This window comes from Prauserella salsuginis (assembly GCF_024648885.1).
Lineage (GTDB): Bacteria > Actinomycetota > Actinomycetes > Mycobacteriales > Pseudonocardiaceae > Prauserella > Prauserella salsuginis.
The window spans coordinates 988,493-1,000,808 of the sequence record NZ_JANBBF010000008.1; the positions used below are offsets into that span (position 1 = coordinate 988,493).

The following is a 12,316-nucleotide window of genomic DNA, read 5'->3' on the forward strand; positions in this document are numbered from 1 at the left end:
CGGGGTCACGATCAGCTGCTCTCGTCATCGACGGGCGGTCCCGCGGGACGGCCCGCCGCCCGGCGCGGACGCCGGGTACTACTCCGCACCGCGGAGACGGTTGCGACCGAGGTCGCGTCCTGCTCCGCCGTGCCCGGAACGCTCGCGTCGGAGGTCCCGTTGCTCTGGGTCCCCGACTCCGCCGGGGACGATGCCGAGGAGCTCATGGTACCGGTCATCACCGTCTGCACCTCGACGCCACTCCCCGAGGCGCCGGCTGCCGGCCCGGTGGGCCTACCCGCGGCGCGACGCGCCGAGCGACGGCCCCGCCGCGCGGTGCCACCGCCGGCCTCCCCGGACGCCGGTGTGGCCGACGCCGCCGTCCCGGAAGCCGCCGCCTCGGAGGTCGCCGTCGCGGAGGTCGCAGCCTCGGAAGCCACCGCCTCAGAGGTCGCAGCGTCAGTCGCCGGGGCGGCCGCCGTGTCCTCGACGGCGCTGTCCTCGCCGGCGCTGTCCTCGCCGGTCCTGTCGTCGCCGGTCCTCGCTGCGACGGGCTCGTCCTCACCGGACGTCGCCGGGGCGCCGGACACGTCCGCTGCCGACTCGGCCTCTTCTGCAGCCGCGGTCCGCTCGGCGGCGGCCCCGACCTGCTCGGTGACCTCGGGCTGCGCAGGGGCCTCGGGCTGCGCCGTGACCCCGGACTGCGCCGTGGGCACCGGAGTTCCGGTGGCTGCGTCACCCGAAGCCGCGTCCCTCGAAGCCGCGTCCCCCGAAGCCGTGTCACCGGAGACCGAGGACTCGGCCACCGACGTCTTCGCGCCCTCCGGCGCCGACTCGGACACCTGGTCCTTGGCCGGGCCCCGGTCGCGGCGGCTCTTGCGGTCGCGGCTGCGCTTACCGGGCTTGCCGGACGTCTCCTGACCGGCCGATCCGGCCGTGTCGGACGAAGCCGCGGCTGCCTGCTCATCGGCGGAACCAGCCTGGGCCGCACCGGTCTCCGCGGTGTCCTCGTGCTTGGCAACCTTGGACGCGTTCGCCACCGCCTGCACGGCGGTGACCACGGATTCGCGCTGCTCGGGCGTCCGTCCCTGGTCGGCCTGCTTCGACTTCTCGGCCTGGTCCGGCTGGTCGCCGCCCTTACCCCGGCCGCGCTTGCGGCCACCTCCGCCGTTGCCGTGCTGGTGACCGCCGCCGTTGCCGTTCGGCTCCGACGTGACGAGCACGCCGCGGCCCTTGCAGTGTTCGCACGTCGACGAGTACGCCTCGAGCAGACCGGTGCCGACCCGCTTGCGCGTCATCTGCACCAGGCCCAGCGACGTCACCTCGGCCACCTGATGCCGTGTGCGGTCCCGGCCGAGGCACTCGGTGAGCCTGCGCAGCACCAGATCGCGGTTCGACTCCAGCACCATGTCGATGAAGTCGATGACGATGATGCCGCCGATGTCGCGGAGACGGAGCTGGCGGACGATCTCCTCCGCCGACTCGAGATTGTTCCGCGTGACGGTCTCTTCGAGGTTCCCGCCCGAACCGGTGAACTTACCGGTGTTGACGTCGATGACGGTCATCGCTTCGGTGCGGTCGATCACCAGGTAACCGCCCGACGGCAGCCAGACCTTGCGGTCGAGTGCCTTGGTGATCTGCTCGTCGATCCGGTAGTCGGCGAACACGTTGCCGTTGCCGACGTAGCGCTTGACACGGTCCATCAGGTCCGGCGCGACGTGCTCGACGTACGAGCTGATCGTCTCCCACGCCGTCTGCCCCTGCACCTCGAGCTTGACGAAGTCCTCGGTGAACTGGTCCCGCACGACCTTGACCAGCAGGTCCGGCTCTTCGTACAGCAACGCGGGGGCGCCGGACTTCTTGCCCGACGACGAGGAGGTCGACTCCGACTTCTCCTTGATGACCTCCCACTGCGCTTGCAGCCTGCGGACGTCGCGGTCCAGTTCGTCCTCGCTGATGCCTTCGGAAGCGGTGCGGATGATGACACCCGCGTCCTCCGGCACGATGCGCTTGAGGATGTCCTTGAGCCTGCGACGCTCGGTCTCGGGCAGCTTGCGCGAGATGCCCGTCGCACCACCCGAGGGCACGTACACCAGGAACCGGCCGGGCAGCGAGATCTGCGTGGTCAGCCGCGCACCCTTGTGGCCGACCGGGTCCTTCGTGACCTGCACCAGGACCTGGTCGCCGCTGGAGAGCGCCTGCTCGATCTTGCGCGCCTTGCCTTCCAGACCGGCCGCGTCCCAGTCGACCTCACCCGCGTACAGCACGGCGTTGCGGCCGCGGCCGATGTCGATGAACGCCGCCTCCATGGACGGCAGCACGTTCTGCACCCGGCCCAGGTAGACGTTGCCGACGATCGAACCGCTGCCCTGCGAGGTCACGAAGTGTTCGACGAGCACCCCGTCCTCGAGCACGCCGATCTGTGTCGACTCACCGTGCTCCCGGACGACCATCGTGCGCTCGACCGATTCCCGCCGGGCGAGGAACTCCGACTCGGACAGGATCGGCGCGCGGCGGCGGCCCGCCTCCCGGCCGTCCCGGCGACGCTGGCGCTTCGCCTCGAGCCGCGTCGACCCGCGCACACTGCGCACGCCGTCGCCACCCTTGTCGCCCTTGTCGCCCTTGTCGCCCTTGTCGCCCTTGTCACCCTTGTCGTTCTTGTCGCCCTTGTCCTGCTTGCCGTCGCGGACGTGCACCACCGTGTTGGGCGGATCGTCCTGCGACTGGCCGTCGGCGTCGTCACTGCCGCCACCCTTGCGGCGACGGCGGCGACGGCGGCGCTTGCTGCCCGCGTCCGACTGGCCGGACTCGCCGTCGGTGTCGTCACCGTCCGCGCCGTCGGCCTGCTCGTCGGAACCGGCCGACTGGTCGCTCGACGACTCGCCCGTCGAGGAATCCCCGCCCGACGTGTCGTCCTGACCTGCGGCCTCGTCCGCGATGTCGCCCTGCTGGTCGTCACCGCCGTTCTCGTCGCCACCCTTGCCACGGCCGCGGCCACGGCGGCCACGGCGGCGACGGCGGCGGCCGCCGTCACCGGACTGGTCGTCGCCCGTGTCGTCCGACGACGAGGAGTCGCTCGTGTCGCGCTCACCGGCTGTGTCGGCGTCGGCCGCACTCTCGTCCTGCGCGGCCGTGTCTTCCGGTTCCGCCTCGTCGGCCGCACCGCCGGCCGGAGCGGTCTCCACCGTCGGCTCCGGCGGCAGGAAGACCGGTGACGGCGCCGCGAACAGCGGCGTGTGCGCAGCGGCGGCCGGGCCGGCCTCACCGGCGGCGCCCTTCGACGCACTCGTGGACTCGGCGCCCGCCGGCGCCCCACTCTTCGGTGCCGTCTTTTCGGCAGCAGCGTTTTCGGCAGCAGCGTTTTCGGCAGCAGCGTTGCCGGCAGCAGCGTTTTCGGCAGCAGCGTTGCCGGCAGCGGCGGCGGACGCCGCGGTGTCCTGGGCCGCGGCCTCCTCGGCAGCGGCGGGCTTCGCTGCCGTCGCGGCCCCGGCAGTCGCCGGTTGCGCAGCTGGCGCCGGGTCCGGGCTCGACTCCTCCGGAGTCGGCTTCGCCGCCTGCTCCCCCGCCGAGTCGGCTGCGGCCACCGTGTCCCCGGCACCCGCTTCGCCTTCCTCGGTCAGCACGCCTGCGTTCTCGGCGACCTTCAGCGCGACGTCCCGGTGCACGCTGGACTGCGGGCTCCGTGCGGTCTCGCCGAGGTCGGCGAGCATCCCGAGCACTTCCCTGCTGCTCGAGCCGAGCAGTTTCGCCAGCGCGTGGACCCGCACCCGGTTGGGCAGGTCTGCCAGTGCACGTGCGGTGGGTGTGGCGGCGGCCCCGCCGGTGTTCTCGGCGGGTGTGTCCGCGTTCGACATATGTCTCCTCCGCCCCCGGGCGCGCCTGCGTCCGTCCGGCCGAGGCTTCTCACCTCGCTGCCGGCACCGGCTCACAGGACGCGGCCGCACAGGGGCCGTTCCTTGTTTACCGCCGTGGTGGGCTCACCACCGGCGGGAATCCTGTTGTCACTCGTGCCACGTGAGCGCCGGATCTTCCGACATGCCCGATGTGGCGGGTCCCGCGGCGACGCGGCCGCCCTGTTCGCGACCTCTCGGTGCCTCCCGAGCCGTCGACGTCGACACAGCGTTCCGGCGTCCGAGCCCGGTGTCCACGTCGTCCCAGCCGCCAGGCACATGGCGCGTGCCCGCGGCGACGACTCGGATCCGGAATCGGCACGTCACCGGGCCACCGCCCCTGCGTGCGCCGTACTGATCCGGCGACGACGGCTCGATGGCCGCGTCCAGTATCCCACACACCGCGGCGGGCACCGCGCGGCGCGGCCTCCACGACACCTCCGGTCCGGTCACCCGGGTGGTGCGAAATGCTTGGCGCTCGCACAGACCCGTGGCTACGGTGCGTCATGGGGTAGTCGCGGATCACGGATGCCGACGCGGCTGTCCCGCCGACATCGACGGAGGTCCCGTGCTCGGCCGGAGGAGCCTGCCGCTCGCGTGCGCCGCACTCGCCGTCGCCGCACAACTGACGGCCACGACACCGGCGCACGCCGCACACAGTGAGACCTGTCACACCGACTCCCGGGCGTGGCGGTATGTCGTGGTGTTCGCCCCGGGAACGTCGGATTCCGAGGCCCGCCACGCCGTCGACACCGCATGCGGCGCCCTGACCGGCTACTTTCCCGAGATCGCGGTCGCCGTCGCCACGTCGAGCGACCCGGACTTCGACACGGCGCTGGGACCGGACCGGACGTTCAGCGCCCAGCGCGCCCGCCACCTGCGCGCGTGGGGCTCCACCACCGGGGCGACCAGCCGGCGGACCCCACGGCAGGAGGGTGCGGCGACGGCCGCCACCGGTGAAACGGGCCACGATGGCGTGCGGACCCCCGATCGGACCGGCGAGCAGTGGAACCTGCACATGACCGGCGCTCCCGGTGTCGACGCGGATCGCACCCACCCGGCGCAGGCCGACCTCGCCGACGTCACCGTGGGTGTCCTCGACTCGGGCATCGACGCGACGCACCCCGACCTGGCCGAGGCCGTCGACCCCGCCGCCTCGGCAGGCTGCGTGCGCGGCGTCCCCGACCGGCGCCGATCGGCGTGGTCGGCGCGCCGTTCCGCACACGGCACCCACGTCGCGGGCCTCGTCGGCGCAGCCGACGACGGCCGCGGCATCACCGGCACCGCACCCGGCGTACGGCTCGCGTCCCTGCGGGTCGTCGACGACGACGGGTACGTCACCCCGGAGGCCGCCGTGTGCGGGTACATGTGGGCGGCGCGCCGGAGCATGGCCGTGGCCAACAGCAGCGTCACCGTCGCGCCGTCGGGCGTGTCGTGTGCGGCGAGCCGCGGCAGCCGGGTCGTGCACGAGGCCGTGGCGCGGGCCGTCGAGTTCGCCGAGCGATCGGGCACCCTCACCGTCGCGGCGGCCACCAACGACGGCTTCGAATTGGGCCCCCTCCCCCACAGCGAGCTACACCACGGCGGGAGCGCCGGGAACGGTGACCTCACGCGGAACTGTGTGGCCGTGCCCGCCGGGCTCCGGAACACGGTCACGGTCGCCGCCGTCGACCATCGCGGCACCAAGACCGACTACAGCTCCTACGGGCGGAACGTGATCGATCTCGCCGCGCCGGGCGGCTCGTCGGGTCACTGCGTGCTGTCGACCGTGCCCGGGGGCTACGACCGGATGTGCGGCACCTCGATGGCGGCCCCGCACGTCGCGGGCGCGGCCGCGCTCCTGGCCGCGAGCGGTTCCGACGGGCGTTCCCCGGACACGCTGCGGCGGATGCTGCACCGCCAGGCCCGGCCGATCGCGTGCCCCGGGGCCGCGCACGAGGACGGTGCCTGCACGGGACCGCGCGAGGACAACACGTTCCACGGCAGCGGCATGGTCGACGCCGGTGCGGCCCACGCGACCCACGCGGTGCACCGGTTGCTGGTGCGGCTCGGCGAGCAGCACTGACGGCGCCAGCCACGCGCACGTCGCGTCGCCGAACCAGTCACCGCACCAAGGAGCAGCTGAACGACGTTCAGGTGAACAGTGCTCAGGTTAGGGTGATGGGCACCGATCGACCGACGAGAGGGGTCCGCATGCGTCACAGCCGGTCCGATGTCGTGGCGCACGCGATCACCGTGCTCGACGAGTACGGACTCGAGTCGTTGACGATGCGCAGGCTGGCCACAGAGCTGGGAGTGCGTCCCAGCGCGCTCTACCACCACGTGCCGAACAAGCAGACCTTGCTGGCCGCCGTCGCCGACGAGATCCTGGCGAGAGGCCGGCGGCCGGCACGGGCGCACCGGTGGGACGCCCGGGCTGTCGAGATCTGCACCGAGCTACGGGACGCCATGCTCGCGTATCGCGACGGCGCGGAGGTCGTCGTCACGGCGCACACGTTTGGGCTCGGGGCGGACGGTCCCGCGGAGCGGCTGCGCACGGCCCTCCGCGACGGCGGGCTGCCCGCCGACCTCGTCGAAACCGGGGCGCGCGCTCTGCTGCACCTGGTGTTCGGGCACACCGCCGAAGAACAGACCGCGTTGCAGGCCGCCAGCGCAGGAGCTATCGATGGCGTTCCCGTCGGCCGGTCCGATGTCGAACCCTCCCTCGAGCTCCTGCTCGACGGACTGCGCGCACGCGTGGCCGCCGGCGACGAGCACGCCCGGCACACGTGAGGAACGGTCAGCGCAGCAGCAGGCGCGCCAGGCGTTTCGCGGTGAAGTAGGAACCGGCCGCGGCGAGCACGAACAGATACGCGGCGTGGCCGATCATGCTCACGTCCAGCACGCCGACCGCCAGCCCCCTGGTGAGTTCGACACCGTGGTACAGCGGCAGGCACTGCACCGCGTACTGCAGCGGCTCCGGGTAGACCGACAGTGGGTAGAACGTCGTCGACAGCAGGAACATCGGCATCACTGCGAGCTGGACGAAGTCGAACTGCGCGGGGGACTTCAGGAACGTCGCGCACACCATGCCCACGGCGGAGAACGCGAACGACACCAGCAACGCCACCGGCAGGAGCAGCAGCGCCCACGGCGAGGTGACGAGCCCGAAACCGGTCATCACACCGAGGAACGCCAGCGCGTACAGCCCGCCACGCAGGACCGCCCAGCTGATCTCGCCGAGCGCGATGTCGAGCGGCCCGAGCGGGGTCGCGAGGATGGCGTCGTAGGTCTTGTTGTAGCGGAACTTGAAGAAGACGTTGAACGTCGAGTCGAACACCGCGCCATTCATCGCCGAAGCCGCCAGCAGTGCCGGTGCGACGAACGCGACGTAGCTCATCGTCTGCCCGCCGGGACCGGTGACCTCCTCGACGAGCTTGCCGAAGCCGACCTGGAACGCCAGCAGGTACAGCAGCGGCTCCACCACGCCGGAGACGAACACGAGCCAGGCGCGCGAGTACACCATCGCCGAACGCTCCAGCAGGGCACGCGCGCGTCCCGCGTAGAGGGGCGCCGGCAGCATCCGCAGGAGCAGGCCGCGCCGCGCCGGCTTCGTGGTGTCCGGCTTCGTGGCGTCCGGCCCGGCGGCGCCCGGTGCGGTCGTCGAGGTCGTCGGGGAGGTCCGCATCACACCACCAGCCGCCGATAGAAGTACCGGCGCGCCAGCACGGCGCTGACGCCGAACAGCGCACCCAGGAACGCCAGGTGCCCGAGCGCGGGCCCGATGCCGAGACCGCCGAGGGTCACGCCGCGCGCGAGTTCGGTGCCGTGCCAGACCGGCGAGATCCAGGCGAGCCACCGGACCGCACCGGGGATCTGCTCGATCGGAAAGAACGTGCCGGAGAACAGGATCATCGGCATGACGAGGAACCGGAAGATGGCGGCGAACCGCTCCCCTTCGTTGTAGGTCGTCGCCGCGACCGCCATGATCGGCACGCCGCACGCCACGGCCGCGAGCACGCCGACGGGGATGACCAGCAGCGCCCCGGCGTTCAGCCAGGCGCCGAACAACAGCGCGATGATCGCGTACACGACACAGGCGATCCCCACTCGCAGCGCGATCCAGATGATCTGCCCGCCGAGCAGCTGTCCCGCCGTCACGGGCGTCGCGGTCACCGCGTAGTAGTCCTGTTGCCATTTGAACCCGGACAGCACGGGATAGCTCAACTCGCCGATGGCGTTCTGCACCGCGCCGGCGACCAGCAGCGCGGGCGCCACATAATGCAGGTACGCCAGCCCGCCGGTGGCAGGACCCGCCTCGACCTGGGAACCGAAACCGAGGCCCATCGCCGCGAGGAACAGCACCGGTTGCAGCCCCGACGAGTACAGGCTCGACTGCCAGTACCGCCGATACCACGTCCAGTGCGCCTCGACCCGCAGCCAGGCCGCGCGCCACGATCCGAGCACCCAGCCGGCCGAGCGGGATCCGGTCTCCACGCGCGCCGTCGCGCCCGCCATGTTCCCGCCCGTCATGTCCCTGCCCGCCGTGTCTCTGCCCGCCGTGTCTCTGCCCGCCGTGTCCCTGCCCGCCATGTCAGTCCACCAGCGTCCGGCCGGTCAGGCGCAGGAAGACGTCTTCGAGCGTGCTGCGCCGGACGAGGCTCGACGCCGGCCGCACGTCCCGGCCGTGGACCTGTTCCAGCGCACGTTCGCCGTCCCCGGTGTAGACGAGCACGCGGTCCGGCAGCTCTTCGACCCGTCCGCCGAACTCGGCCACCCGCTCCGCGATGCCACCCTGCTCCCCCGGCGCGAACCGCAGCTCGAGCACCTCACGGGTCGAGTACCGGGCGATGAGTTCCGAGGGCGAACCCTCGGCGACGATGCGGCCGTCGTCCATGACGACGAGCCGGTCGCACAGCTGCTCGACCTCGTCCATGTAGTGACTGGTGATGATGAGGGTGACGCCGCCGGCCTTGAGCCGGAACAACCGGTCCCACAACATGTGCCGCGCCTGCGGATCCAGCCCGGTGGTCGGTTCGTCGAGCAGCAGCAGGTCGGGATCGTTCACGAGCGAGCGGGCGATCGTCAGCCGCCGTTTCATACCGCCGGACAGCGCGTCCACCAAGCCGTCGGCGCGCTCGGAGAGCTGGGCGAATTCCATCAGCTCTGTCGCCTTGCGGCGCACGTCGGCCCGCGACATGCCGAAGTACCGGCCGTAGATCTGCAGGTTCTGCCGCACCGTCAGCTCGGTGTCCAGCGTGTCCTGCTGCGGCACCGAACCGAGACGAGCACGGATCCGCGGCCCGTCGACGTCCGGGTCCATGCCCAGCACGCGCAGGTCGCCGTCGGACCGCGGTGAGGTCGACGCGATCATCCGCATCGTCGACGACTTGCCGGCACCGTTCGGCCCCAGGAAACCGAACGCCTCGCCCTTGCGCACCTGCACGTCGATCCCACGGACGGCTTCGAAGTCGCCGAAGCGCTTCACCAGCGCCTTGGCCTCCACCATCGGGGCTGCCGCCTCACCGCTCATGTGGTCTCACCGCTCACCCGCGGAACATTGCCACAACCCACCGACAGGAAACGACGGATTTCGACACGGCAGTGTCGCCCGCAGCCCGTCGCCGTATCACTCCAGCGAGATGGCCACGGCGGCGATCGCCACCGTCAACACGATGCTCGTCCCCGCGAGTACCAGCCCGACGACCGGCAGTGTCGTCGGGCGTCCGGCCGCGCGGGCCTTGACCAGCGCTGTGATCGACGTAGACAAGCCGATCACAGCGAGGATCAACACGATCAGCCCCATACGGGCGACGACGAGCACACCGGCCCCGAGCAGGGCGAGGAGGCCGAACACGAGGGCTGTGATCGACAGTCCGTCGGGCCCGCGCGAGGTGGGTGGCCCGCCGCCCGGCGGAACGGCTCCGTACGGCGGTTGCTGCTGCGGCGGCCACCCGTGCCCGGGCTGCTGCAGATACGGAGCCTGCTGATACGCCGTCTGGTGATACGGACCGGGCGCCTGCCAGGGTGCGCCACCGGGCCCCGGCGCTCCGCCGGGTACTCCCTGCGGACCGGGCGCGCCGTGCGGACCGCGCATCCCCTGCGGCTGCTGCGACGGTTGCAGGCCGGGCGCACCCTGCGGGCCGTGGCCGTACGGCTGATTCATCGGTCCCCCTCACGAACGACGGTGGCCGCTTCCTCCTCGCGGGAGGAAGCGGCCACCGGGTGTCGAATGCTCAGCGTGCCCGAGGCACGTGCCTCAGAGGCTGCCGAACCAGAGCTTCAGCTCGCGCTCGGCCGACTCGGGCGAGTCCGAGCCGTGCACCAGGTTGAACTGCACCTCGAGGGCGTAGTCGCCGCGCAGCGTGCCCGGCGTCGCCTTCTCGACGGGGTCGGTGCCGCCTGCCAGCTGGCGGAAGGCCGCGATCGCGCGCGGGCCCTCGACGGTCATCGCCACGAGCGGACCCGAGGTGATGAAGTCGACGAGCTCGCCGAAGAACGGCTTGTCCTTGTGCTCGGCGTAGTGCTCCTCGGCCACGGAACGCTCGACGGTGCGCAGGTCCATCGCGGCGAGCGACAGTCCCTTGCGCTCGATGCGCGAGATGACCTCACCGACCAGGCCCCGCTTGACGCCATCGGGCTTGACCAGAACCAACGTGCGCTCAGTCACGGGGTATTTCTCCTTCAACACAAAACGGTATTGGAAAAAGCGTAGCGGCCCCTCCCCGCGCCCTCTCGTGAGGGCGGGAGGCCGCCGGCCCGGTTCACTCCGGCTGCAGCGTCTTCGACCACAGGGCGGCGCCGGTGCCGTCACGCAGATCGACGGTGAGTGCACCGCTCCGTCCGTCCACGTTGATCTCGCCGAAGTGCTGGAAGCCCTCCATGGGCGAGGCGTTCTGCCCGTCGGCGGGCGGTGCGTGCGTGAACACGGCCTCCGGACCGAACGTGCCGTCCAGGTCGCCGGGACCGAACGCACCCGCGTGCAGCGGGCCGGAGACGAACTCCCAGAACGGGGCGAAGTCGGTGAAGCTCGCCCGTTCGGGGCTGTAGTGGTGCGCCGCCGTGTAGTGCACGTCGGCGGTCAGCCACACGACGTTGCGAATCTGCCTGCGGGCGATCTGCGACAGCACCCACGCCAGCTCGGTCTCGCGCCCGCCGGGGGCGCCGCCGATCCCGTTGGACACGCCTTCCATGTCGCCGTCGTCGCCGTCGGCGACATGGAGGCCGATGGGCAGGTCGGCCTGCACGATCTTCCACGTCGCCTTGCTGCGGGCCAGGGCGCGCACGAGCCAGGCCGCCTGCCGCTCGCCCAGCACGGAACCGTCGCGGCGGGCGTCGCCGTCGTTGCGGTCCTTGTAGCTGCGCATGTCGAGCACGAACACCTCGACGTGGTCGCCGTAGGCGAAGTTGCGGTACACGCGCCCGTCCTCGGCGGCCTTCGGGTCGATCGGGTGCCATTCGTGGAACGCCCGGAACGCGCGCCGCGCCAGCACGTCGACACGCTTCTCGGTGTATTCGGGCAGGTCCAGGATCTCGCCGGGGTACCAGTTGTTGACGACCTCGTGGTCGTCCCACTGCACGTAGCTGGGAGTCACGGCGTTGAACTCGCGGACGGCGTCGGCGAGCAGGTTGTAGGCGAACTGGCCGCGGTACTCCTCGAGCGTTTCGGCGACCTTCGACTTGGCCTCGGTGACCAGGTTGCGGTACACCCGCCCGTCCGGCAGCGTCACCGAGTCCTCGAGGGGCCCGTCGGCGTAGACGGTGTCGCCGCAGTGCAGGAACAGGTCGGGGCGGCGCTCGGCCATCGCCGTGTAGGCGGGCATGCCGCCGATGTCGGCGTTGATGCCCCAGCCCTGGCCCGCGACGTCGCCGGACCAGGTGAGGCGGACGTCGGAGCGGCCCTTCGGCGCGGTGCGGAGCCTGCCGATCACCGGTTCGGACGTCACGCGCCCGTCCAGGTCCTCGGCGGTGACGCGGTAGTACGTGTCGGCGCCGGTCGGCAGCCCACGCAACCGCAGTTTGCCGGTACCGTCGGTCTCGGGACTCAGTACGGGGCCGCGCACGTGGCGACTGCGGCGGAAGGACGGGTCGGCCGAGACCTCGACGAGCATGCGCGAGGGGCGGTCGGCGCGCGTCCACACCATCGCCGAGTGCATGTCGACGTCGCCGGACTGCACGCCGTGGGTGAGCACCGGACGGCCGGAACGGGTGAAACCGGCGGCCGTGCCGCCGGTCAGCGTGGCGGCGGCGAGCACGCCCGCGCCGACGGCACCCGCTTTCAACAGTCTGCGGCGCTCGAAGCCGTCATCGGCCGCGGAAACATCGTGGTGGGGAGGAAGATCGGTCATGCCGCACTTCTACCGGGCGGGCGGGGCCGCCGGTTCAACGCCGCGTGGCCGGGCGGTGAACGACGCGGGGCGGTGACGATCTCACGCCCCGGCGCCTCCGCGCCGCCGTGCGAACAGGAG

General features: G+C 71.7%; 9 protein-coding genes. 2 read left to right on the forward strand and 7 right to left on the reverse strand.

The features are described from left to right. Positions 1-11: 11 nt before the first annotated feature. Positions 12-3,833 (reverse strand): Rne/Rng family ribonuclease, encoded by a 3,822-nt coding sequence (locus LY40_RS06110; protein WP_258936182.1) that lies wholly within the window; start codon positions 3,831-3,833, stop codon positions 12-14. Positions 3,834-4,437: 604 nt separating this feature from the next. On the opposite strand from LY40_RS06110, the gene LY40_RS06115 reads away from it, so the two are divergent. Both LY40_RS06115 and LY40_RS06120 read left to right on the forward strand, forming a co-directional pair. After that, entirely contained in the window at positions 4,438-5,934 is a 1,497-nt protein-coding gene (locus LY40_RS06115) for a S8 family peptidase (protein WP_258936183.1), read from the forward strand. A gap of 128 nt (positions 5,935-6,062) precedes the next feature. Continuing rightward, positions 6,063-6,641 carry a TetR/AcrR family transcriptional regulator C-terminal domain-containing protein gene (locus LY40_RS06120; RefSeq protein WP_183777999.1) on the forward strand — a complete coding sequence of 193 codons (579 nt, stop codon included), beginning with the start codon at positions 6,063-6,065 and terminating at the stop codon, positions 6,639-6,641. 7 nt (positions 6,642-6,648) lie between these two features. On the opposite strand, the gene LY40_RS06125 is transcribed toward LY40_RS06120, so the two are convergent. From LY40_RS06125 to LY40_RS06150, 6 genes are all read right to left on the reverse strand, one after another. Beyond that, positions 6,649-7,431 (reverse strand): ABC transporter permease, encoded by a 783-nt coding sequence (locus LY40_RS06125; RefSeq protein ID WP_228726071.1) that lies wholly within the window; start codon positions 7,429-7,431, stop codon positions 6,649-6,651. 104 nt (positions 7,432-7,535) lie between these two features. Further along, the gene (locus tag LY40_RS06130) at positions 7,536-8,366 is read right to left on the reverse strand and encodes an ABC transporter permease (protein ID WP_258936277.1); all 831 of its coding nucleotides are present in this window, start codon (positions 8,364-8,366) and stop codon (positions 7,536-7,538) included. A 76-nt stretch (positions 8,367-8,442) separates the two neighbouring features. Next, on the reverse strand, positions 8,443-9,381 hold the full coding sequence (locus tag LY40_RS06135; RefSeq protein WP_258936184.1) for an ABC transporter ATP-binding protein: 939 nt from the start codon (positions 9,379-9,381) through the stop codon (positions 8,443-8,445). Positions 9,382-9,477: 96 nt separating this feature from the next. Further along, positions 9,478-10,014, reverse strand: a complete 537-nt coding sequence (locus LY40_RS06140; RefSeq protein ID WP_258936281.1) for a hypothetical protein — start codon at positions 10,012-10,014, stop codon at positions 9,478-9,480. Between the two features lie 93 nt (positions 10,015-10,107). Then, complete coding sequence (gene ndk, locus LY40_RS06145; RefSeq protein ID WP_183778003.1) at positions 10,108-10,518, reverse strand: nucleoside-diphosphate kinase; 411 nt, start codon at positions 10,516-10,518, stop codon at positions 10,108-10,110. 94 nt (positions 10,519-10,612) lie between these two features. Next, on the reverse strand, positions 10,613-12,196 hold the full coding sequence (locus tag LY40_RS06150) for an alkaline phosphatase D family protein (RefSeq protein WP_258936185.1): 1,584 nt from the start codon (positions 12,194-12,196) through the stop codon (positions 10,613-10,615). Between the last annotated feature and the right edge of the window lie 120 nt (positions 12,197-12,316).

Excerpts from the sequence above, each read along its gene's own strand:
- LY40_RS06110 (WP_258936182.1), bottom strand. The coding sequence starts at position 3,833 with ATGTCGAACGCGGACACACCCGCCGAGAACACCGGCGGGGCCGCCGCC.
- LY40_RS06120 (WP_183777999.1), top strand. The coding sequence starts at position 6,063 with ATGCGTCACAGCCGGTCCGATGTCGTGGCGCACGCGATCACCGTGCTC.
- LY40_RS06125 (WP_228726071.1), bottom strand. The coding sequence starts at position 7,431 with ATGCTGCCGGCGCCCCTCTACGCGGGACGCGCGCGTGCCCTGCTGGAG.
- LY40_RS06130 (WP_258936277.1), bottom strand. The coding sequence starts at position 8,366 with ATGGCGGGCGCGACGGCGCGCGTGGAGACCGGATCCCGCTCGGCCGGC.
- LY40_RS06135 (WP_258936184.1), bottom strand. The coding sequence starts at position 9,381 with ATGAGCGGTGAGGCGGCAGCCCCGATGGTGGAGGCCAAGGCGCTGGTG.
- LY40_RS06140 (WP_258936281.1), bottom strand. The coding sequence starts at position 10,014 with ATGAATCAGCCGTACGGCCACGGCCCGCAGGGTGCGCCCGGCCTGCAA.
- LY40_RS06150 (WP_258936185.1), bottom strand. The coding sequence starts at position 12,196 with ATGACCGATCTTCCTCCCCACCACGATGTTTCCGCGGCCGATGACGGC.